This window comes from Saccharothrix lopnurensis, from assembly GCF_042658445.1.
Classification (GTDB): domain Bacteria; phylum Actinomycetota; class Actinomycetes; order Mycobacteriales; family Pseudonocardiaceae; genus Actinosynnema; species Actinosynnema lopnurensis.
In genome coordinates this window covers 184576-206678 of sequence record NZ_JBHSQO010000009.1, presented here as the reverse complement: position 1 = coordinate 206678, position 22103 = coordinate 184576, and the positions used below count along the sequence as shown (strand labels likewise).

20 protein-coding genes are annotated in these 22103 nt (G+C 75.3%); 5 read left to right on the top strand and 15 right to left on the bottom strand.

The window, feature by feature from the left end; all coding sequences use genetic code 11:
- Window positions 1-1260 (top strand): aldehyde dehydrogenase family protein, encoded by a 1260-nt coding sequence (locus tag ACFP3R_RS12035; RefSeq protein WP_380635543.1) that lies wholly within the window; start codon window positions 1-3, stop codon window positions 1258-1260.
- A 4-nt stretch (window positions 1261-1264) separates the two neighbouring features.
- On the opposite strand, the gene ACFP3R_RS12030 is transcribed toward ACFP3R_RS12035, so the two are convergent.
- Both ACFP3R_RS12030 and ACFP3R_RS12025 read right to left on the bottom strand, forming a co-directional pair.
- Window positions 1265-1867 (bottom strand): response regulator transcription factor, encoded by a 603-nt coding sequence (locus tag ACFP3R_RS12030; protein ID WP_380635541.1) that lies wholly within the window; start codon window positions 1865-1867, stop codon window positions 1265-1267.
- Window positions 1864-2994, bottom strand: coding sequence for a sensor histidine kinase (locus tag ACFP3R_RS12025; RefSeq protein ID WP_380635539.1), 1131 nt, complete (start codon window positions 2992-2994; stop codon window positions 1864-1866). Before ACFP3R_RS12025 ends, ACFP3R_RS12030 begins: the two co-directional genes overlap by 4 nt.
- Before the next feature lie 108 nt (window positions 2995-3102).
- On the opposite strand from ACFP3R_RS12025, the gene ACFP3R_RS12020 reads away from it, so the two are divergent.
- Complete coding sequence (locus tag ACFP3R_RS12020) at window positions 3103-4023, top strand: ABC transporter ATP-binding protein (RefSeq protein ID WP_380635537.1); 921 nt, start codon at window positions 3103-3105, stop codon at window positions 4021-4023.
- Window positions 4020-4721 (top strand): ABC transporter permease, encoded by a 702-nt coding sequence (locus ACFP3R_RS12015; protein ID WP_380635534.1) that lies wholly within the window; start codon window positions 4020-4022, stop codon window positions 4719-4721. Before ACFP3R_RS12020 ends, ACFP3R_RS12015 begins: the two co-directional genes overlap by 4 nt.
- Here the strand turns inward: ACFP3R_RS12015 and ACFP3R_RS12010 are convergent.
- The 9 genes from ACFP3R_RS12010 to ACFP3R_RS11970 form a co-directional block, all read right to left on the bottom strand.
- Window positions 4718-5140, bottom strand: a complete 423-nt coding sequence (locus ACFP3R_RS12010) for a hypothetical protein (RefSeq protein ID WP_380635533.1) — start codon at window positions 5138-5140, stop codon at window positions 4718-4720. The genes ACFP3R_RS12015 and ACFP3R_RS12010 overlap by 4 nt on opposite strands.
- 146 nt (window positions 5141-5286) lie before the next feature.
- A complete protein-coding gene (locus ACFP3R_RS12005; protein ID WP_380635531.1) occupies window positions 5287-10239 on the bottom strand; it encodes an NACHT domain-containing protein in 4953 nt (1650 codons plus the stop codon).
- 60 nt (window positions 10240-10299) lie between these two features.
- Entirely contained in the window at window positions 10300-10515 is a 216-nt protein-coding gene (locus tag ACFP3R_RS12000; RefSeq protein WP_380635529.1) for a helix-turn-helix domain-containing protein, read from the bottom strand.
- Window positions 10516-10807: 292 nt separating this feature from the next.
- Entirely contained in the window at window positions 10808-12094 is a 1287-nt protein-coding gene (locus tag ACFP3R_RS11995; RefSeq protein ID WP_380635527.1) for a UDP-glucose dehydrogenase family protein, read from the bottom strand.
- Window positions 12052-12963 carry a glycosyltransferase family 9 protein gene (locus ACFP3R_RS11990; protein ID WP_380635525.1) on the bottom strand — a complete coding sequence of 304 codons (912 nt, stop codon included), beginning with the start codon at window positions 12961-12963 and terminating at the stop codon, window positions 12052-12054. Before ACFP3R_RS11990 ends, ACFP3R_RS11995 begins: the two co-directional genes overlap by 43 nt.
- Window positions 12960-13994 (bottom strand): glycosyltransferase family 2 protein, encoded by a 1035-nt coding sequence (locus ACFP3R_RS11985; RefSeq protein WP_380635523.1) that lies wholly within the window; start codon window positions 13992-13994, stop codon window positions 12960-12962. The genes ACFP3R_RS11990 and ACFP3R_RS11985 overlap by 4 nt, the downstream gene beginning before the upstream one ends.
- Window positions 13991-15604, bottom strand: a complete 1614-nt coding sequence (locus ACFP3R_RS11980; protein ID WP_380635521.1) for a carbamoyltransferase family protein — start codon at window positions 15602-15604, stop codon at window positions 13991-13993. The genes ACFP3R_RS11985 and ACFP3R_RS11980 overlap by 4 nt, the downstream gene beginning before the upstream one ends.
- A 61-nt stretch (window positions 15605-15665) precedes the next feature.
- Window positions 15666-16592, bottom strand: a complete 927-nt coding sequence (locus tag ACFP3R_RS11975; protein ID WP_380635519.1) for a UDP-glucuronic acid decarboxylase family protein — start codon at window positions 16590-16592, stop codon at window positions 15666-15668.
- A 161-nt stretch (window positions 16593-16753) separates the two neighbouring features.
- A complete protein-coding gene (locus tag ACFP3R_RS11970) occupies window positions 16754-17251 on the bottom strand; it encodes a winged helix-turn-helix domain-containing protein (RefSeq protein WP_380635517.1) in 498 nt (165 codons plus the stop codon).
- 101 nt (window positions 17252-17352) lie between these two features.
- On the opposite strand from ACFP3R_RS11970, the gene ACFP3R_RS11965 reads away from it, so the two are divergent.
- A complete protein-coding gene (locus ACFP3R_RS11965; protein ID WP_380635514.1) occupies window positions 17353-18174 on the top strand; it encodes an aldo/keto reductase in 822 nt (273 codons plus the stop codon).
- Window positions 18175-18184: 10 nt separating this feature from the next.
- Here the strand turns inward: ACFP3R_RS11965 and ACFP3R_RS11960 are convergent, their stop codons facing one another.
- The gene (locus tag ACFP3R_RS11960; RefSeq protein WP_380635511.1) at window positions 18185-18694 is read right to left on the bottom strand and encodes a DUF2087 domain-containing protein; all 510 of its coding nucleotides are present in this window, start codon (window positions 18692-18694) and stop codon (window positions 18185-18187) included.
- Window positions 18695-18757: 63 nt separating this feature from the next.
- Here ACFP3R_RS11960 and ACFP3R_RS11955 point away from each other — a divergent pair, with 63 nt between their 5' ends.
- Complete coding sequence (locus ACFP3R_RS11955; RefSeq protein WP_380635510.1) at window positions 18758-19561, top strand: hypothetical protein; 804 nt, start codon at window positions 18758-18760, stop codon at window positions 19559-19561.
- A gap of 410 nt (window positions 19562-19971) precedes the next feature.
- On the opposite strand, the gene ACFP3R_RS11950 is transcribed toward ACFP3R_RS11955, so the two are convergent.
- The 3 genes from ACFP3R_RS11950 to ACFP3R_RS11940 form a co-directional block, all read right to left on the bottom strand.
- Entirely contained in the window at window positions 19972-21192 is a 1221-nt protein-coding gene (locus ACFP3R_RS11950) for an ABC transporter substrate-binding protein (RefSeq protein WP_380635508.1), read from the bottom strand.
- An 87-nt stretch (window positions 21193-21279) separates the two neighbouring features.
- The gene (locus ACFP3R_RS11945; protein WP_380635507.1) at window positions 21280-21444 is read right to left on the bottom strand and encodes a hypothetical protein; all 165 of its coding nucleotides are present in this window, start codon (window positions 21442-21444) and stop codon (window positions 21280-21282) included.
- 315 nt (window positions 21445-21759) lie between these two features.
- Window positions 21760-22095, bottom strand: a complete 336-nt coding sequence (locus ACFP3R_RS11940; RefSeq protein ID WP_380635505.1) for a DUF3140 domain-containing protein — start codon at window positions 22093-22095, stop codon at window positions 21760-21762.
- Between the last annotated feature and the right edge of the window lie 8 nt (window positions 22096-22103).

The following is a 22103-nucleotide window of genomic DNA, read 5'->3' as shown; positions in this document are numbered from 1 at the left end:
CTGCCCGGCTGGCCCGCCACGCCCGCCGCCCGGCGGGGCGCGGCGCGGCGGGCCACCGCCGACGAGGTCCGCGCGCACGCCGACGAGCTGGCCGCCGCGGTCGGGTCGGAGACCGGCCGGCCGTTCGACTCGGCCCGCGAGGGCGTGCTCGCCGGGGTGTCCACGCTGGAGCAGTACGCCGAGCTGGGTCCGGTCCACCGGGGCCGGTCGCTGCTCGGCTCGCCCGACGCGGCGGACTTCATGGTGCCCGAGCCGCGCGGCGTGGTGGTGGCGCTGACCCCGTGGAACGACCCGGTGGCGGTGGCCTGCGGCCTGCTCGGCGCGGCCCTGGTCACCGGCAACACCGCGGTGCACAAGCCCAGCGAGCGCTGCCCCCGCACGGGCGCGCTGCTGGGCGGGTTCCTGGCCGGGCACGTCCCGCCGGGCGTGCTCCAGACCCTCTCGGGTGCCGGCGAGGTCGGCGCGGCGCTGGCCGCGGTGCCGGGCGTGGACGTGGTCGCGCACGTCGGCGGCACGGCCACCGGCCGCTCCGTCGCCCTGGCCTGCGCGCGCACCGGGGCCAAGGCGCTGCTGGAGAACGGCGGCAACGACCCGCTGGTGGTGGACGCGGACGTGGACCCGGTGTGGGCGGCGGCCCAGGCGGCGACGGGCGCGTTCACCAACGCGGGCCAGCTGTGCACCTCGGTGGAGCGGATCTTCGTGCACGAGGCGGTCGCCGCGGAGTTCCTGGCCGCGCTGTGCGAGCAGGCCCGGCGGTGGACCGCGAACGCCCAGCCGCTGGTGGACCGGCGGATGCGGGACCACGTGCACGCGCACGTGGTGGAGGCGGTCGCCGAGGGCGCGGAGCTGCTGGTGGGCGGCGAGGTGCCGGAGGGCGAGGGCGCGCGCTACCCGGCGACGGTGCTGACCCGCTGCGCGCCCGGGATGCGGGTGATGCGGGAGGAGACGTTCGGCCCGGTCGCCCCGGTGCGGGTGGTGGCCTCGTTCGAGCAGGGCCTGGCCGAGGCCCGCGCGGACGAGCACGGCCTGGCCGCGACCGTGCTGACCGGGTCGATGGCCAACGCCCAGCGGGCGTGGCGGGAGCTGCCCGTGGGCACGGTGAAGGTCAACGCGGTGTTCGGCGGCGCGCCGGGCGGCGCCGCGCAGCCGCGCCGGTCCTCCGGCACCGGGTTCGGCTACGGGCCCGAGCTGCTCGACGAGATGACCGCGGTGAAGGTGGTGCACCTCGGGCAGGCCGAGCTGCGGCGCCGGGACGCCTGACGCGCTAGATCCAGCCCTCCTCCCACGCCAGGCGCGCGGCCTCGTAGCGGGTGCTCACCCCGAGCTTCGTCATGGCCGAGGACAGGTAGTTGCGCACGGTGCCCGCGGCCAGGTGGGCGTCGCGGGCGATGGTGGCCACGGTGCCGCCGCCCAGGGCGTGCCGCAGCACGTCCAGCTCCCGAGCGGTCAGCGGGCACGTGCCCTCGGTCAGCGCGGCGGCGGCGATCTCGGAGTCCACGTAGCGGCTGCCCGCGTGCACGTCCCGCAGGATCGACGCCAGCCGCGCGGCGGGCGTGGTCTTGGGCACGAAGCCGCGCACGCCCGCGCTCAGCGCCCGCCGCAGCACGCCGGGCCGGGCGTGCCGGGTCACCAGGACCACCGCCACCCCGTCCAGGTCGCGCACCGCCTCGGCGGCCAGCACGCCGTCGCGGCGCGGCATCTCCAGGTCGAACACCGCGATGTCCGGCCGGTGCTCGCGCACCGACGCCACCGCCGCGTCCCCGTCGCTGACCTGGTCGACCACGCTGATGTCGTCCTCCAGCTCCAGCAGCGCCGCCAGCGCGCCCCGGATCAGGTCCTCGTCGTCGGCGAGCACGACCCGGATCACCGGCCCACCCCCGCGCGGCCGACCAGCTCGAACCCGTCCGGCTCCGCCTGGCCCGCCTCCACCCGGCCGCCGACCGCGGCGAACCGCTCCCGCAGCCCGGCGAGCCCGGCGCCCGCCCCGGTGTCCCCGCCCGACCGCACGCCGTCGTTGGCCAGCCGCACGCTGACCGCGTCGCCGACCACGCTGATCGCCACGTCGCAGCGCCGCGCGCGGCTGTGCCGCAGCACGTTCGTGGTGCCCTCCCGGACCAGCGCGCCGAACAGGGGCTGCAACGGCGGCGGCACGTCCGCCGCGTCACCGGCCACCGCGGTCTCGATGCCCGCCGCGCGCAGCACGCCCACCGCGTTGGTGATCTCGGTGCCCAGGCTCGCCCGCCGGTAGCCCTGCACCACCTCGCGGGTCTCGCGCAGCGCCGTGCGGGCCAGCTCGGCGACCTCGGCCGCGTGTCGCCGGGCCAGCTCGTCGTCCCGCCCGATCAGCCGCTCCGCCAGCTCGCCCTTGAGCGCGATGGCCTGGAGGTGGTGGCCCTGGATGTCGTGCAGGTCGGCGGCGAACCTCAGCCGCTCCTCGGCCACGGCCAGCGCCCGCGTGGTCTCCCGCGCCCGCTCCTGCTGGAGCGCGATGTCCCACATCCACAGCTGCGCCAGGTCCGCGAGCACCAGCGTGGCGACGACGACCAGCGACATCACCACCGCGGGCCGGGCCTCGTCCCCGCCGAACACGAAACCGGTCGCCACCGTGAACGCGCCGCCGACCAGCACCACCGGCCACCGGGACCTCGCCGGCACCGCGGCGGCCACGTGCGCCAGCACCAGGGCGGGCAGCGCGCACCACGCGGGGATGAACCCGCCCTCGGCCGCCATCACGCCCCAGGCGACCAGGGCCACCGCGAACGTCGCCGCGTGCTCCAGCGGCCGGTGCTCACCGCGCCCGAGCCCGGCCATGGCGTGCCGCATGTAGCGGAGGTGCTGCACGGCCACGAACACCACCGCCGCGCCCAGCAGCAGCTCCTTGACCACCCCGTACGGGTGAACGACGAGGTCCAGCACGCTGCCGAACGCGACGGCGACGCCACCCGCCACCACCGTCCACCACGTGTAGCCCCGCAGCCTGCGCAGATCCGTCACGGGAGGAATCTACGAGCCCGGATCTCACGGTGTCTGCTGACATCTGTCACGAGGACCGGTGAGCGCCGGCACTACAGCGCCGCGCGCCGCGCGGACAGCATGGTCGGCATGAGGAACCCGGTGATCGACGTGGTGGGCCTGAGGTGCCGCTACGGGAGCTTCGAAGCCGTGCGGGGGGTGGACTTCGAGGTCGCCGAGGGCGAGCTGTTCGCCCTGCTGGGCACCAACGGCGCGGGCAAGACCACGACCATGGAGACGTTGGAGGGCCTGCGGCCGGCCGACGCGGGCAGGGTGCGGGTGCTGGGGGCGGACCCGTGGCGCGAGCGGGCGGCGTTGCGCCCGCGCACGGGGATCATGCTCCAGGAGAGCGGCTTCCCGGCCGACCTGACCGCGGGGGAGGTGGTGACCCTGTGGACCGCGACGAGCGGGCGGCGCGCCACCGAGGACGTGCTGGAGCGCCTGGACCTGGCGCACCGCCGCGACGTGCGGGTCAAGCAGCTGTCCGGCGGTGAGCGCCGCCGCCTGGACCTGGCCCTGGCCGTGCTCGGCCGGCCCGAGCTGCTGTTCCTCGACGAGCCGACCACCGGCCTGGACCCGGAGTCGCGGCAGCGCACCTGGGAGGTGGTGCGCGGGCTGCTGCGCGAGGGCACGACCATCGTGCTGACCACGCACTACCTGGAGGAGGCCGAATCGCTGGCCCACCGGCTGGCGATCTTGCACGAGGGGGTGGTGGCGGTGTCCGGGACGCTGGTGGACGTGCTGGCCGGGCAGCCGGCGCGGATCTCGTTCGACCTGCCCGAGCCACTGGGGGTGGACGCGCTGCCGATGTTGCTGGGCGACGTCGTGCACGAGCCGTCGGGGCGGGTGGAGGTGCGCACCCGGGAGCTCCAGGAGGACCTGGCGGTGCTGCTGGCGTGGGCGGGCGCGGCGGACGTGCGGCTGGGGCGCGTGCGCGCCCACCACGCGTCGCTGGAGGACGTCTTCCACGCCGCGCGCAGCCGGTCGTTCCGGGTGGGGGTGGCCGCGTGATCGCCGCCCTGGGCGTGGCCGAGCTGAAGCTCCTGCTGCGCAACCGCACGGCCGCCGCGCTGGCCGTGCTCATGCCGCTGGGCGCGGGCGCGTTCTTCGCGCTGAACGTCGAGGAACCCGACAGCTGGCCGATGGTCATCGCCCTCCAGCTGCTGTTCGGGTTCGGCTTCTCCGTCTACGTGACGGTGACGACCGCCCTGACCGCCCGCCGCCAGGACCTGTACCTGAAGCGGCTGCGCACCGGCGCGGCGTCGGACGCCGTGGTGCTGACCGGCGTGCTGCTGCCCGTGGTGCTGCTGGGCCTGGCGCAGTCGCTGGTGCTGCTGGGCATCAGCCTCGCGGCGGGCGCGCCGGTGCCCGAGCGCCCCGAGCTGGTGCTGCTCGCCCTGCTCGGCGGCACCGCCATGACCTGCGCGGCCGGGGTCGCCACCAGCGGCCTGACCGGCACGGCGGAGCTGGCCCAGATCACCACGGCGCCGTTCTTCTTCGCCATGGTGGCCGGGGTGCTGCCCGCCCTGGCCCCGGACCCCGACCAGCGCCTGCTGCTCCTGCCCGGCAGCGGCCTGGGCGTGCTGGTGCGGGAGGCGTGGGGCGGCGCCGGCGGGCAGGTCGGCCTGGCGGCGCTGTCGCTGGCCGGCTGGACCGCGGTGGGCGTCGCCCTGTCCCTCCGGTTCTTCCGCTGGGACCGGCGAAGCTAGACCGGCAGGTCCACGCCCTCCTGCCACGCCGCCTCGCCGATGCCGCGCCGCAGGTGCTCCACCGCGCGCCGCACCGCCTGGAGGTCGACCCCCACCAGGCGGTGCTCGCGCTTCACCACCCGCCCGCCGACCAGGGCGGTGTGGAGGTGGTCGCGCTGCGCCTGGGAACACGATGTGGCCGTGCGGGTGGAGCAGCGGGAACGCCAGGTCGTGATCGAGCACCACCAGGTCGGCCCCGCGGCCCACCTCGACGCTGCCGAACTCGCCGTCGCGCCCCGGGTCGCCCACACCCCAGGCGGCCGGTGGGTGTTGCCGTACGCCGGCACGAACCGCCCCGGCACGCTCCGCAACGCGTCCACGGCGGCTTCGGCGTGCTCGGTGGTCCGCAGCCCGTGCGACCGGTCGACGACCGTGGTCACCCCCGCGTCGACGGCCTCGATACGCGGCGCGCGGCGTCGACGCTCACCACGGTGCCGCCGCGCAGCAGGACCGGGCGGTCGGGCGCGTGGGCTCGGTCGGGGCTCACTGGTCCACCTCTTCGGTCCGGCCGATCCCGGGCGCGGGGTCAGCTCGGCAGGGTGCGGAGGAGTTCGCGGGCGTCCTCGCGGAGCACTTCGCTCCAGCGGGCGAGGTCGCGGGCGGCGTGCGCGCGGACGTGCCACGGCACGGTGTCGTCGAACGCCACGTCGCGGGCCGCGAGCGCGGCGCTCTCGCGGTGCTCCCGGTGGACGAGGAGGAGGGCTTCGGCGCAGCGCAGGCGGGCGACCGGCGGGAGGGCGCGGTCCCGGGTCATGGCGCGCAGTGGCGCCGCCTCCAAGGGGGCGAACGCGCCGATCGCCCGCAGGGCGAGCAGGCGGTGCAGGGGGTGGTCGGTTCCGGCCAGCTCGCGGAGCATGGTGAGCACGTCCCGTCGTCGGCTGCGGGCGGTTCGCCCGAGCAGGCGGGCGGCGGCGATCCGGGTTGTCGTCGGCAGGTCGGGGTCCTCGGCCATCGCCCGCGCCACCTCGGCGGCCCTGGTGCGCCCGGCGGTGCCGAACAGGGCGAGGTCCGCTGCCGCCGCGCGCCGCAACGCGGGGCGGTGGGCGTGGTCGGTGGCGATGGACCACAGCACCGCCGCGCCCCGGGCGCGGTCCTCCGGGAGGAAGTCGAGGAGCAGGGTGGACGCCTGCCGGCGCGCTGCGGGTGGGGTGCGCTCGTCGTCGCGGAGCGCGCGGAGCCCGGCCAAGCCGTGAACGGGGCGGAGGATGGACATCGCCTTGCCGCGCAGGCGGGTGGCGGCTCGCTCGTCGGCGACCACCTCGGTCAGGAAGTCGACGACCGGTGCGGGCGGGGTGGCGCACAGGTCGTCCACCAGCTCGGCGGCCCGGAAGCGGGTGTGCCGGGGTGTTGTCCCGTCGGCCACCAGGCTCAGGGCGTCCTCCAGCGCTTGCCGCCGGTGGGCCGAGCCCAGCTTGGCCAGTGCCCTCCAGGCGGGGAACCGGGAGGTCATCCCGGCCAGCACCGCTTCGGCCTCGGAAGTTGATCCAGAAGGGAGGCGGGCCAGCGCGTTCGCGGCTGAAGCACGTTCCTCGGGTGGGGATTCGGGCGCCGTCAGCACATCACGGACCACCGTGATCGCCTGTTCGGACAGCACCGGGTCGCGCGACAGCGGTAATCGCTGGTTGATGGGGAGGGTGATATCGCCCAACAGGTCGTGTTGAGCGGACTTCCAGGTCCGGTCGGAGAGGAGTTGGACCATGGCCCGGCGGGCATGACCGGCGGCACCGGGGTGGTGCACGACCGGGAGGGCCAGGGAGTCCTCCTCTCCGAACCGGAGGGCGTTGAGGCCGTCGAGACCTACGACGAGGCCGGCTCGTTCGTCCGGCGTCGTCCCGGGTGAGAGGAGCAACCGGCGGAGTTGCGCGACGCTGCTGTCCCAGTACGACCTGTCGAGCCGCACCAGGTCTTCTGCGGCCTTGCACCGCTCACCCACCTCGGCGTCCTCGTCGGCCAAGACCTGGCGCAGGCGCTCCGTCGCGCTGTCGACCGGTGCGCCGAGTCGCACCAGCCTCATCAACGCCCGGCTCCGCTTGACGGGCACCAGGTGGGTGTCGGCCGCTTGGCGCTCCAGTTCCCGGATCGCCCCGTCGTGGGTGTGGTCGCGCAGCCTGGTGAGCAGTTCGGCCGCTTCGAACCTGGATTCACACGTCGCGTTGTCGTCGTTCAGCGTTGTCTCGGCAGACGCTGTCGGTCCGGTGGGCAGGAGCAGGTCTGCCACCATCTTGCGCACAGGGGGCTCGGCCAAGGGATCTGCCGCGATCCCGCGCAGGATGTCGGTGGTCGCCCCGTCCAGCTCGCCGAGGTCGTCGAGCACCGCTGCCGCGCGGGCCACGTGCTCGCTGTCGGTACCGGGGTCCTCGACCACGTCGTGGAGGTGCCGGGCCAGCCGTTCGCGTATCGAGCGAGCGGTGTTGAGGAAGTTGAAGGTCATCAGGGTGAGGGAATCGCCACGGTCCGGTTCCGACCCCCACAAGCCGATGATGGTGTCCAGCAGAAGGGGGTGGACCCTGTGGTCCAGGCACGCCAGGGCGTACGTGGCGCGGTCCCTGCTCAGCACGGACCGCGTGGGGTCCGCGACGACGCGCACCAGTTCCTCGACCATGGTTTCGCGGTCGTTCCCGCCGACGCTCCGGACGGGTTCGTAGATGATCATCCCCCGGGTGTTCTCCTCCACGGGGATGGCGAGTCGGGCGAGTGCTCCACTCGCCACTTCGGCGTACCGGTTGTCGAGCGCGGTCAGCAACCGCCAGATGTCGACAGCGTCCTGTCGCGGTGGATCCACGGTGAGCACCCGGAGCAACTGAGCGACGATCTCCGGGTGGAATTCGGGGCTGATCTGCTCCAAGTGGGTGGCCGCGTGGAGCCGCACCGACGGCCTGAGGTCCGCATCGGCGAGTTCGGCGCGCATCCGGCCGATGGCCTGCTCTCGGTGCGGTTCGCCGAGTTCGGCGAGTCGCCTGAGCGCCGAAGCGCGTTCGAAGCCGGTGACCAGCGGGTCGTCGGCGAGGCGCAGCAGTGCCCGCACCGCCTCCGGGTGGTACTCCGGACCCAGGCCCAGCAGCGCGTCGATCGCCCAGTAGACGCCGTTGTCGTCCGACTCGTGGTCGTCGACCACCTGTCGCAGGCCGTGCGCCGCGTACTCCCGGCCGTGGGGGTCCAGGTCGCTCAGTGCCACCAGGATGGTGCGGTGCCAGTGCAGCAGGAGGGGGTCCGCCAGCATGGTGCGCAGGTGCTGTGCGGCGGTGGCACGGTGCTGCGGTCCGAGCTTGCCCAGGATCTGGGCGGCGTATACGCGGTTGTGCTCGTAGCGCGGCGCTTTTCGGTTGATCAGTTCGGTGAGGTCCGCTGCGGCGTGCTCCAGGTGCTGCGGACCCAGCGTGGCCAGGGCGATGGCGGCGTCATCGCATCCCTGCATCGACCTGACCGGATCACGCAGCACCGCCCGGAACACCTCGGCGCAGCGCTGGTGGAACGCGACGTCGACTTCGATCAGCCCGGTCGCGACCTCGACCAGGTCCGCGTTCGGCAGGAGCGGGTCGTCCAGCAAGCCCAGCAGGGCGTCGATCGCGTCAGCACGACCGGCCTGGCCGAGGCCCGCCAGCACCACGGCCGCCGTGCGGCACTCCGCCGCCGTGGCGAACCGGTCCGCCAGCACCGCCCGCAGACCCCGCTCGGCGGTTCCGCGCTCCGGTGATCCGCAGTGGGTCAGCGACTCGGCGGCGCCGAGCCGGCTCGCCAGGCCGACGGCCGGGTCCTCGACCGCCGAGCACAGCAGCGCCACCGCCTCGGGCTCGCTACCGGTGTGCAACCGGGTGGCCAGGGCGGTGGCCGCCTCGACCCGCGAGGCCCACGGGGCGTTCTCGTCGCGCAGGACCCCCAGCAACCACAGCCCCAGCCCCGGGTGGTGGGCCACCCGGCTGGCGTAGCCCAGGATCTGCGTGCTGCGGTACCGCGAGGTCATCGCCCAGCCCCGGGCCGTGGCCAGGAACCGGTCGACGACCCCGGGGGAGGCCGGCAGGTGCTGGGCCAACAGCCTGGCCAGCAGCACGTGGTGCGTGTCGCCGCCTTCGTGCAGGCACCCCACCACCCGGTCCGCCTGGTCCGGCCGCAGGCGGGTGTAGTGGAGGAGCACGGCGCGGGCGTGGCGTCCCCGCTCGTCCTGCAAAGCCGCGTGCACCAAAGCCGCGAAGTCGTCGTCCCCCGCGTCGAACGCCGGCGGCAGCTCCCGGGCCCGAGCGGTGGCGGCCAGGTGCTCGGCGAAGCTGTGGTGCAGGAAGCGCAGGTCGTCACCCCGGTGCACCAGGGGCCCGACCGCGGTCAGGAACGACATCAGCTCCTCGGCCCACCCGACCCGCACCACCGCCACCCGCGCCGAGACCCACTCGCGGGCGGCCGCCACCAGGGACGTGTCGGTCTCCAGCCGCACGCGGCCCAGGTGCTCCAGCAGCTCGTCGCGCAGGTGGTCGAACGGGCAGGGCGGGGTGTCGTGCGCGGCGAGCAGGTAGCCCAGGTACGCCTCGTACAGCTCGTACTGGTTGTCGGGCAGCGGGCGGTCGCCGTGCTGCTCGAAGACGATCGCGGCGATGGTGGCCAGCAGCGGCACGCGCACGAGCTCGTCGAGGTGCGCCTCCCGCGTCTGCCGCACGAAGCGGTCGGCCCGCTCCGGCGCGTCCTCGAACCACCGGCACGCGAACCGCCGGAACGCCTCCTCGTCGAACGGCTGCAACTCGTACCGGGCGGCGGACACCCGCTGGAGCGGGGCCAGGACCGTGCCCGCGATCGGCCGGGTGGTCACCACCACCCGGTACGGCGTCCCGGCCCGCGCGCAGCGCCCCAGCACCTGGACCAGCAGTGCCTGGTCGTCGGGGTCGGCGACCTCGTCCAGGCCGTCGACCAGCAGCAGCCACCGGCACCCCGCCACCCGGCCGGTCAGCCGGTCGGGCTCGACCTCGGACCACAGCAGCGAGCCGTAGTCCGCGCGGGTGCTCTCCACCAGCGCCCTCGGGAACGGCAGGTCGAGGCGCTTGGCCAGCTCGCGCGCCGTCAGCCGCAGGGGGAGCACGACCTCGGTCAGCGGCGGCGGCTCGGTCCCGCCCAGCCACCGCGCGGCCAGCTCACCCGCCAGGCGCAGCGACAGGGTCGACTTCCCCTGGCCCGGACCACCGGTCACCAGCAGGTGCTGGTCGTCGTCCAGCGCCTCCTGGACCGTCCGGGCCGGCGGGCGCACGGTCAGCCGGGGCTTCGGGGCGGCGCGCTCGCGCAGCAGGCCGCGTTCGTCCAGCTCGGGTTCGGCCCGGTGCTCCTCATGCGCCTCCTCGGTGCCCGTCCCCAGCTCCTGCCGCACGTAGACGGTGTCCAGGGAGGGCGTGCGCGCGCCCCGCAGCCGGTAGGGCATCTCCCGCGCCGCCTGCTCCTGGGCCTCCAGCAGCGACCGCACGTCGGCGGGCAGGACCGGCAGCGCCGACCAGTCCTCGGGCACCGGGTGCCGGTCGGCCCGCTCCGCCCGGCGGCGCGCCTCGCGGCCCTCGCGCGCCGCCCGTCACAGCTCGGCGGCCCGCTCCCGGTCCATGGCCAGCGCGGTGACCAGCGCGTCCAGCGCCTGCCCGCTGGGCAGGAAGACGCCGTGGCCGATCTCGGACACCTTGGCCCGCGACAGGCCGATCCGCCTGCCCACCCACTCCTGGGTCACCCCGGCGGCGGCTCGGCGGCGCTCCACCTCCGCGCCGAAGGCGCGCTCCTGCGCGGACGGTTCCACCGGTCCCCCTCCCCGTCCGGGAAGCGTCCCCGCGCTGTCGGGACGTCCCGGGACCGCCCCACGCTAGCGGCAACGATCAGCGCCGGGAGGGTGGAGGGACCAGTGGTGGTGGACGGGTCGGTGCTCACCGCGTTGCTGTGGGCGGTCGGGTGCCTGGCGCTGCTCACGCAGACGGCCCTGCTCGTGGTCGTGTGGCGGGCGGCGCGGTCGCCGGTGACGGTCAACGTCGTGGCGGGTGGCGCGGGGGACGTGGTGCAGGCGGGCTCCATCGGGAGGAGCCCGCCGACCCCGGTCACGCCGCCGCCCGCCGCCCCAGGGTCACCAGGTGGAAGCCCGCCTCCACGACCTTGTCCACCGGCAGCAGGGTGCGGGTGTCGACGATGACCCGCCGCCGCACCGCGCCCGCCAGCGCGGGCCAGTCCAGCTCGGCGAACTCCGGCCACTCGGTCAGCACCAGCAGCCCGTCCGCGTCCCGCGCCACCTCCTCCGCCGAGGCCAGCACCCGTACCGGCCCGCAGTCCCGGCCCACGCACGGGTCGTACCCGACCAGGCGCGCGCCCTCCTCCGCCAGCAGCGCGGCCACCGCCAGCGCGGGGGAGTCGCGCAGGTCGTCCGTGCCCGCCTTGAACGTCAGCCCCAGCAGCCCCAGGCGGGCGCCGCGCAGCGGTCCGACCGCCGAGCGCACCAGGTCCACCACGCGCCGCGCCTGGTGGCCGTTCGTGCCGATGGTCGCGCGCAGCAGCGGGAAGTCCACCCGCGCGTCCTCCGCGGCGGACAGCAGCGCCCTGGTGTCCTTGGGGAAGCACGAACCGCCCCAGCCGGGACCCGGTTCCAGGAACGCCGCGCCGATCCGGTCGTCCAGCGACATGCCCTCGGTGACGTCCGAGATGTCCGCGCCGACCCGCTCGCACAGCTCGGCCAGGCTGTTGACGTAGGACAGCTTCATGGCCAGGAAGCAGTTGCTGGCGTACTTCACCAGCTCCGCGCTCGTGCTGCCGGTGATCACCGCCGGCGCGCCCGTGCCCTCGTAGAGCCCGACCACGCGCCGCGCGGCCTCCTCGCCCGACGGGCCGGCGGCGCCCACCACGACCCGCTGGGGCCGCAGGAAGTCGTCCACCGCGTGCCCCTCGCGCAGGAACTCCGGGTTGGACACCACCCCCACGTCCTCGCGGCCCAGCACCCCGGCGACCCGCTCGGCGGTCCCCGGCGGCACCGTGGACTTGAGCACCACCACGCAGCCCGGCCGCACCGCGTCCCGCGCCTCGCGCAGCACCGCGTGCACGGCGACCAGGTCGGCCGCGCCGTCCGCGCCGGTCGGCGTGGGCACGCACACGAACACGAAGTCCACCCCGGACAGCGCCTCGTCGTTGCCCAGCACGAAGCGCAAGCGCTTGCCCCGCACGCCCTCCCCGACGAGTTCGGGCAGGCCCGGCTCGTGCGCGCCGACCTCGGCCCGGGACAGCGCCGCGACCTTGGCGGGCTCCACGTCCGCGCACACCACCTCGTGCCCGAGGCGCGCGAAGCACGCCGCGGTGGTCAACCCGACATAGCCCGCGCCGACGACGCCGATCCTGGCCACGGTCCACCTCCCGACAGTGCTCGTGCGGCCGCCAACACCTCGTCGACGCCGATGTCCAGCAGACCCGGGTCCGGCTCGTCGGCGAACGTGTCGCCGGTCCGCCCGCGCCACAGCACCGCGTGCGGTCCCGGGGCGCGCGGTCCCCAGTCGGCCGGCGACACCGGCCCGAACAGCACCACCGACGGCGTGCCGTACGCGGTGGCGACGTGGGCCACGCCCGTGTCGCCGCACACCACCAGGCGGGCGCCCGCCACCAGGTCCAGCAGGCCGGCCAGGTCGCCCGTGCGGGTGCGCCCGCCCCGCGCCACCTCCCGCACCAACCGCTCCTCGGCGGGGCTGCCGGTGACCACCACGTCCGGGCCCAGGGCCGCCGCGACCTCCGCGAACCGCTCCGCGGGCCAGCGGCGGGCGCCGTGGCTGGCGCCGGGGTGCACCACGACGGCGCCGGTGGCCGGTCGGGGCGGCAGGCGCAGGTCGTCCGGGTCGCACGCGATGTCGAACTGCGCCAGCAGTCGGCACCACCGCACCACCTCGTGCTGCCGGTCCACCCACGGCACGTGCGCGCCGTGCGTGATGAGCCGGTGTGGCCGGGTGGCCCGCAGCAGCCCGGTGCTCCGCGGCCCACGCCCGTGCAGGTTGACCGCGAGGTCCGGCGCGGCCCGGTCGACCGCCTCCCAGTCGATCGGGGCCAGCCCCTCGGTGGGCAGCAGCCGGTCGACCGCGTCGATCCGCGCCACCGCGTCGGCCAGCCAGGCGGGCGCGGCCAGGACCAGTTCCGCGCCGGGGTGGGCGCGGCGCAGCCCGCGCAGCGCGGGCACGGCCGTGAGCAGGTCGCCCAGGCCGAGCGCGCGCAGCACCAGGACCCTCACCGCCGCACCACCGGCCGCCGTTCGGCGTGCGGGTCGACCACGTCGGCGGCGCCCGTCGACCGCACACCGCGGTGGCGGAGCTCGCCGAGCACCCGGTGCAGGCACGCGGCGGGCGGGATGGCGGCGCTGGTCACCAGCATCTTCACCACCTCCTCGCGCGTGCGCGGGCCGGGCGCGATGCGGTCGAGGGCGAACTTCGCGGTCAGCCCGGCCCACGCGCCGCCGAGCAGCAGCGCCGCCCTCCGCGCCCCGAGCACCCCGCACAGCACCGCCAGGACGGCGGCCGCGGTGGTCGCGGCGTGCCGGGGCAGCCGGCCGCGCGCGCCGCCGAACTGCTCGCGCCAGCCCGGCCCGAGCAGGCGGCGCACCAGCGCGTCGTCGGCGTTGCCGCGCTGCTGCCGCACGCTGACGAGGAAGTCGGCCTCCCGCACCGGGTGCGTGGTCACGCGCTCGCCGGTGACCACCCGGTACCCGTGCCGCTGGACGCGCAGCGCCAGTTCGGTGTCCTCGCGGTAGGCGCGGGGGAAGCGCTCGTCGAACCCGCCGCTGCGCACCAGGGCCGCCCGCCGGTAGGCCATGTCGGCGGTGATCCACTTCGAGGTCGCCAGCCCGGCGGTGTTGCGCTCCCAGTCGGTCGGCCGCCGGTCGGCGGGCAGCGGCACGGTGATCCGCGCCTGCGACGCGCCCACCTCCAGGCCCAGCCACGCCAGGTCGGCGACCAGCCGGGCCTTCCAGTCCGGCGGCGGCAGCACGTCGTCGTCGAGGAACACCACCCACTCGCAGCACGCCGCGCGCCACCCGGCGTTGCGCGCGGCGGCGGGGCCGCGGCCGCCGGAGCGCAGCACGCGCGCCGAGCGCGTGGCGGGCAGCGGGCCGGGGTCGGGCCGGTCGTCGACCACGATCACCTCGCGCGGCGGCGGGCCGGAGCCGTGCTCCAGCGCGTCCAGCACCACGGCCAGGCTCTGCCTGCCCACGGTCGGGACGACCACCGCGTAGTCCACGCCCGCGCCGGGGTTCGCCGCCGCGCTCATCGCCGCACCACGAACCGGCCGATCGCGAGCAGGTCCACCGGCGCCGAGCCGAAGCACTCCAGCGCGTCACGCGGGTCGTCGACCATGGGCCGCCCGGCGGTGTTCAGGCTGGTGTTGACCACCACGGGCAGGCCGGTGCGCCGCTCGAACTCGGTGAGCACGCGCGCCACCAGCGGTTCGTCCGCCGGGTCCACGGTCTGGGCGCGGGCGGTGTGGTCCACGTGCACCACGGCCGGGATGCGGTCGCGCCACTCGGGCTTCACGTCGTGCACGAACAGCATGTAGGGGCTGGGGAGCGGTCCGCGCTCGAACAGCTCGTGCGCGCGGTCGGCCAGCACCATCGGCGCGATCGGCCGGAACTGCTCCCGGCCCTTGACCTCGTTGAGCCGGACCAGGTTCTCCTCCTTGCCGGGGTGGGCCATCAGCGAGCGGCGGCCCAGCGCGCGCGGGCCGTACTCGCTGCGGCCCTGGAACCACGCCACGACCCGGTCCTCGGCCAGCGCCTCGGCCACCGCGACGGCCACGTCCCCGGGCTCCTCGTAGGCGATCGCGGCCCGGTCCAGGTACTCCCGGATCTCGTCGTCGGTCCAGGAGCGCCCCAGGTCGGCGCCCGGCATCGCCCCGGCGGGCTCGCCCGCGTCGGCGACCACGGTCAGCGCCGCGCCGAGCGCGGTGCCCGCGTCGCCGGCGGCCGGCTGCACCCAGACCTCCTCGAACGGGCCCTCGGCGAAGATCCGCGTGTTCGCCACGCAGTTCAGCGCCACGCCGCCGGCCATGGTCAGCCGTCGGTGCCCGGTGCGCTCGTGCAGCCACCGGGCGAGGTCCAGCAGGACCTCCTCCAGCCGCACCTGCACGCTCGCCGCCAGCTCGGCGTGCTCCCGGGTCACGTCCTCGTGCGGCTCGCGCTCCTTGGCCAGGGTCGCCCAGTCCAGCGGCGTGATCGCGAACCCGCCGTCCTCGGTGGCGCGGACGTGCTCGCGCATCAGGTCCAGGTGCCGGGGCTCGGCGTAGGAGGCCAGCGCCATCACCTTGTACTCGTCGCTGGAGCGCAGGAAGCCCAGGTGCTCGGTCAGGTCCTCGTAGAACAGGCCCAGGGAGTGGGGCAGGTGCTGCGCGGCCAGCGTCTCCAGCCGGTGGTCGCGGTAGCTGCCCGCCAGGTGCGAGCGGCACTCGCCGCGGCCGTCGTTGACCAGCACGGCGCAGTCGCCGCCGTAGGGCGCGGCCAGGCCCGCGGACGCCGCGTGCGCCACGTGGTGCGGCACGAACCGCACGATCGCCGGGTCCAGGCCCGGCAGGGCGGTGGCCAGGAAGTACGGGGCGCGGCGGGCGTACTCGGTGCGCAGGTCCTCCCACGGCACGTCGCCGGGCTCCACCAGGTCCGGGTCGTAGGAGTAGGCGACCGCGTCCAGGTCGGCCGGCGTCAGCCCGGCCCGCTCCAGGCACCAGCGGGCGGCCAGCTCGGGCTGCTCCCACGCGGAGAAGGGCACCGGCCGCTTGCCGTGCTTGCGCCGGGAGAAGCGCTCCTCCTCCGCGGCCGCGACCACCTGCCCGTCGACCACGAGGGCCGCGGCGGGGTCGTGGAAGATCGCGTTGATGCCGAGCACGCGCACGGCGTTCCCCTTTCGCTCCTGTGTGGACCGACCGGTCCGACCGGCCCGGCCCCCGGCCCGCCTACCCGACGAGGTGCCGGTCGAACGACCGCCGCAGGCCCTCGGCCAGCGCGATCCGGGGCTCCCACCCCAGCAGCTCGCGGGCCCGGGAGATGTCCGGCCTGCGCCGCCGGGGGTCGTCGGTCATGGCCCCCACGTGCTCGACCCGCGACGCGCTGCCGGTGAACTCGACGATCCGGCGGGCGACCTCCAGCACGGTGACCTCCTCGGGGTTGCCGAGGTTGACCGGGCCGAGGTGGTCGCTGCCCGCCATCGCCAGCAGGCCGCGCACCAGGTCGTCCACGTGGCACAGCGAGCGGGTCTGCCGCCCGTCGCCGTGCACGGTCAGCGGCTCGCCGGCGAGGGCCTGGCGCAGGAACGTCGGCACCATCCGCCCGTCGTCGGGGCGCATCCGCGAGCCGTAGGTGTTGAAGATGCGCACGATGCCCGCGTCCACGCCGTACTCGCGGGCGTACGCGCACGTCAGCGCCTCGCCGTAGCGCTTGGCCTCGTCGTAGACGCTGCGCGGGCCGATCGGGTTGACGTTGCCCCAGTAGGTCTCGCGCTGGGGGTGCTCCAGCGGGTCGCCGTAGACCTCGCTGGTGGAGGCGACGACGACGCGGGCGCCGTTGGCCCGCGCCAGGTCCAGCGCGTGCTGCGTGCCCAGCGCGCCGGTCCTGAGCGTCTCGACCGGCATCCGCAGGTAGTCGACGGGGGAGGCCGGGCACGCCAGGTGCAGGACCAGGTCGACCGGGCCGGGCACGTCGAGCGGGTCGCACACGTCCGCGACGACCACGTCCAGCCCCGGGTCCTCGGGCAGGTTGGCGGGCGAGCCGGTGCGGAAGTCGTCCACGCACACCACCCGCGCACCGCCCGCCAGCAGCGCTTCGCACACGTGCGAACCCAGGAAACCGGCGCCGCCGGTCACCACCGCTCTTTCGAAACCCATGAAAGTGAGCTACCCGGGGAACGCGGGTGTAACCACCGCTTCCCCGGGTACCACCCGCTGGCGCGCCGCGCCGGACCACGCGGTGGACGGCCGGTCGCCCGACGTCTCGGCGGCCGGGTTCCCGTTGCCGCGGTCCCGGGTCGTGGGACCCGGCCGCGCCCTCAGCCGGCCAGGGCGTCCCGCTCCACCACCACGTCCGCCGTGCCCTCCACCCGGTAGCCCACGCCGCGCACGGTGGTGATGAACGAGGCCGCGTCGCCGAGCTTGCGGCGCAACCGGCGCACGTGCACGTCCACCGTCCGGGTGTCCACGGTGCTCGTCCCGCCCCACACGGTGTTCATCAGCGCCGCCCGCCGGTGCACCTGGCGGGGGTGCGTGCACAGGTGGTGCAGCAGGTCGAACTCCAACCTGGTCAGCTCCACCGACCGCCCCCGGCGCAGCACGCGCCGCGAGTCGACCAGGACGCGCAGCGCGGGTTCCGCCCGGCGCCCCGGCAGCTCGCGAACCGGCAGCTCGCGCACCGGCGACCCGACCACGACCTCCGCCTCGGGCAGGTCCAGCGCGGCCCGCAGCGCGTCGGCGAGCCGCTCGGCGTCCTCCACCGCGCGGGACGGGGCGGCGGACAGGCGGATGGCGATCGTCACCTCGACGTTCGTCACACCGGGGAATGCGTTCACGGGGACGATCCGACCAGCGCGGCCGGCTCCGGGTCAACGCCTCCCGGCACGTGGGAACCCTTGACAAGGGGCATGATGGACCCATGACGAGGAGCATCACCCTGAACAACGGCGTCACCATGCCGCAGCTCGGCTTCGGCGTCTTCCAGGTGTCCACTGAGGACACCCACGCCGCGGTGACCGAGGCGTTGCGGGTCGGCTACCGGAGCATCGACACCGCCGCCGCCTACGGCAACGAGGAGCCCGTGGGGCGCGCCCTGGCCGATTCCGGCCTCCCGTGCGACGAGCTGTTCGTGACCACCAAGCTGTGGAACTCCCACCAGGGCTACGACGAGGCGCTGCGCGCGTTCGACACCAGCCTGGGCAAGCTCGGCCTGGAGCGGCTGGACCTGTACCTGATCCACTGGCCCGCGCCGGGTCAGGACCGCTACGTCGACAGCTGGCGGGCGCTGGGCAAGCTGCTCGCCGACGGCCGCGTCCGCGCCGTCGGCGTGTCCAACTTCCAGCCCGCGCACCTGGAGCGCGTCATCGAGGCCACCGGCGAGGTGCCCGTGCTCAACCAGGTGGAGCTGCACCCGTGGCTCCAGCAGGAGGAGCTGCGCGCGTTCCACCGGGCGCACGACATCGCCACCGAGGCGTGGAGCCCGCTGGCCCAGGGCGGCGACCTGCTCGCCGACCCGGTGATCACCTCCCTCGCGGAGGAGCACGGCCGCACGCCCGCCCAGGTGGTGCTGCGCTGGCACGTGCAGCTGGGCAACGTCGTCATCCCCAAATCGGTGACGCCGAGCCGCATCGCGGAGAACTCCCGGATCTTCGACTTCGAGCTCGGCCAGGACGACCTGGACCGGGTCAAGGGCCTCGACCGCGGCCTGCGCACCGGCCCGGACCCCGACACGTTCGGCTGACCGGCCCCGCTCACACCTCGACCGGGCCGCCCGAGCGCCAGTACTCCCCGCCGGCCCGGTCGAGCAGGCCCTCGTCGACCAGGTACCGGCGCACGGTCACGTGGTCGACCTCGCCGCCCTCGCACCACGTCCGCAGCACCGCCACCACGTCCCGCTCGGCGTAGCGCCGACCGGGTTCGAACGCGGTGCTCACCTGTTCGAGGACCGCCCGCCTGCGCTCGCGCTGCGCCGGGAGCCTCACCAGCCGCTCCCCGCGGAGGAACGGGTCCTCCCGGACCCGGTTCGCCCGCTCGACCCGGGTGGCCTCCTCGAACAGCTCCTCGCGCACCCGCAGTCCCGCCGCGTCGCCCACCACCAGGCCGGCGGTCCGCAGCCGGCGCAGCGCGGCCTCCACACCCCGGCCGTCCAACCGGGTCGCGTCGACGACCTCGGCGCTCGTGCGCGCGCCCAGCACGAGCGCCGCCACCACGCGCAACCGCTCCGGTTCCGCCAACAGGCCGATCAACGAGTCAGGGGTCACGGGGGACAGCCAACCTGAACCGCGCCGCCGGTGCACCCGCGTTGAGGGCGGACCTTAATACCCGTGCGCACTGATCTCCTCTTTCCCCTGGCCTCGGTGGAGCCCGTCTTCGGCATGCCCACCGAGCACGCCCGCAAGTTCCAGCAGGTGGCCGCGGAGCAGGACCTGGTCATCGACGTGCGGGCCACGAACCCGCACGCGGTGGCCTGGTTGCGCGCGGGCGCGCTGCCCAAACCGGAGGCCGTCAAGGCCAAGACCATCGACGACCTGGACGTGCGGCTGGGCGCGTCGGCCGGCCACCGCGGCCTGGTCGGCTACTTCCCGCCCGCCTTACCCCGGCACGACCTCGGCGACCGCCTCCTGCGGCGCTACGACCAGCGGCGGGTCGAGTTCGACGCGCTGCGCGAGAAGATGGCCGCGTTCGAGCGGCGCGGCGAGTACGTGGTGCGCGAAGGCGTCGTGCACGGCTACGACCGCCGCGGCGCGCTGCGCCCGCTGACCGGCGACCACGACGTGTTCGACATCCACGCCTCCGGCGGGCGGGCGCTGAGCGACCTCCGCTACGACCGGGCCGTGGCGACCATGATGTCCCTGGACATGGGCGTCACCCACGGCGCCCACATGTACTGGCGGCCCACCACCACGGCGGACCGGGCGATGTTCGAGTCGATCGCCGGCAGCCACGACCCCAAGCTGCGCTTCCACCCCGACGGCACGCTGACCTCGGGCGACTACCGCCGCTTGAACGCCGGGATGAGGACGATCACCAGACCCGCCACCGCCGCCCGCCCGTACGCCAAGGTCTCCAGGGTCGGCAGGCCGAAGGGACCGGTGTCGCCCGCGTCGGTGATGAACAGCCGACCGTAGAGCAGGAGCAGGCCGACGCCGTAGCAGCGGGCGTGGTGGTGGCGCCAGGCGAGCGCGACGCCCGCCAGGCCGGTGCAGACGTACAACGTGTGGTTCGTGCCCTCGCCCATGGGCAGGAAGGGGATCGACGCCATGACGATCTGGAGCACGCCGACCACGAGCGCGAGCAGCTGCGCCCGGCTGAACCGCCCGGTGTCGGACGCGGTCGGGCCGCGCACGGGAGCTGTGTTCCGCATGGGGCCGGACTACCCGGAGCTACCGAGATCATCCCTGGTCAGGGCGTTGTCCTCCCGTGGGGACGCCTGGGGTTACCCGATGGGGTGAGGGGTTGTGCGGGCTGCGTGACGAGGGTGGGCGCGGGCGCGTGGGTGTGACACGCGGCCCGCGCTCCGCCACGCCCCCACCCGCCCTCACCCCAGCAACCGACCGACCTCCGCCCCCGCCCCGCTCGCCGCCTCGGCCGGCTCCCGCCGCCCGGCCAGCACGTCGGCCACCGCCCCGCTGATCACCGCCGAGACCTCCGCGTACCTCGCCCCGTACGCGGTCCGGCTGCGCGCGGTCGCCAGCGGCCCCGCGAACCCCGCCAGGTTCGGGTCCCACTGCCAGGCCAGGTCGTCCACCGTGTCGGTCCGGTTGGGCAGCGCCCCCAGCCCGCCGCCGAACTCGGTGGCGTTGTCGCGGGTCTCGGCGAGCCAGGCGAGCAGGTCCCACGCCTGGTCGACGTGCCCGCTGCCCCGGCCCACCACCCACGTCTGCCCGCCCAGGGCCGTCGCCGTGCCCGCGTCGCCGGCGGGCAGCGGCACCGCCGCCCAGTCCAGGCCGGCCTGGTTGAACACCGGGATCGAGCCGGGCCCGGCGACCACCATGGCGCACCGCCCGTCGGCGAACCGCCGCGCGACCTCGTCGGCGCTCCACCCCGGCAGGTCCGCCGGCGCGCCGAGGTCGTCGACCAGCCCGCGCAGGTGGGCGAGGGCGTCGACACCGGCCGGCGCGCCGAGGTCCGCCACGTCCCCGCCCGCCTGCCACAGCACCGGCAGGAACGTCGCGGTCAGATCCTCGCCCACGGCCGGGAAGCACAGCCCCGCCCGGTCGCCGCCGGTCAGCGCGCGGGCCGTGGCGCGCAGGTCCGCCCAGGTGGCCGGGGGCCCGGCCACGCCGGCCCGCTCGAACACCGCCCGGTCGTAGACCAGCGCCGTCGTGGTGCTGCGCAGCGGGACGCCGTAGAACCTGCCGTCGTGGGTGGCGCTCTCGCGCACCGGGTCCAGGAACCGGTCGGTCAGCGGCCAGTCGGCGAACCGCCCGGTGAGGTCGGCGAGCGCGCCCCGCCCGGCGAGCCGGGGCAGGTCCGGCGAGTCGACGGCCGCGACGTCGGGGAAGGTGCCGGCGGCGGTCGCCCGGACGAGCGCGTCCCGGAACTCCTCGGGCGACATCGACCTGCGCTCGACCCGCACCCCCGGGTGCTCCCGCTCGTAGCGCGCCAGCAGGTGGTCCACGGCCTGGTCGGCCATGGGGGAGTGGGTGAAGTGGTCCCACCAGGTCAGGGACACCTGGTCGGGCGTGGTGGGGTGCCCTCCGGTGCAGGCCGCCGCGGTCAGCAGCATCGCCGCCGTGAGCAGTGCTCGTACACGCATCCCGCTCCACCCTCCGGGGTAGGCGCCCTGGTCCACGGACTCCAGTCGTCCTACTCCGCCGCGGAACGCGGTGTCAAGATCGGTGGTTCAGACCTTTGGCTTCTTCCGGAGCCGGTCCCGGGAGGCGCGCTCGGCGCGGCCCGGTGGAGCGGCCTCCGGGGTCGGGTCGGCCGGCGGCGGCGCGGGCTCGCCGGGCTCGGCCTCGGCGAGGTAGGTGGCGGCCAGCTCGTCGTAGATGGGTGTTGAGCTCATTCCCCGGATCCTGTCCGGCCACCGGTCCCGGCGCTGCCCCTCTCACTCCTGTGGGTTACGTTTTTGGCCGAACGGGGCCGCAGTTGTGCGGAGACGGCCTGGTGGGACCGGGTGAACGGGCGGACCGTCCCGGGACGCGCCGAGTGGAAGGCCCGCCTTCCGGGTGGATCACCCAAGAAAATCCGATGGGTCGGTTTGAGCGCCGGTAACAGGGGTATCCGTGCGCACGATGAGGGCGTAGGCGGCCACCGCCCCCCAGGCCGCCTGGCAAGTCCCGGTCGGACCCCACTCCCCCCAGGGGTCCGACCGGGCACCTCAGCCCTTCGTGGGGTCGTGGCCCCAGTTCATCAGCGAATAGCGCCACGCCGTGTGCTCCACGTCCTTGTCCGGCCGCTGCGCCAGGTGCCGGTGCACGTACCCGACCACCTTGCGCATGTGCCGGTAGTCGTCGTCGCCGAGGTCGTCCTGGCGGGTGCGCAGCAGGGTCACGATCCGACGGCCCGAGGCGTGCCCGGTCGACTCGCCGTCCCCGGCGGAGTCGCCCACCCGCCCGGACTCGTCGGTGCCCAGCCACTCCTCCAGCTCGCCCGCGGTCAGGTTGACCGCCCGCCGGAACTCCTCGCGGGTCCCGCGCCTCTCGTCGTCGTCCACGATCTCCT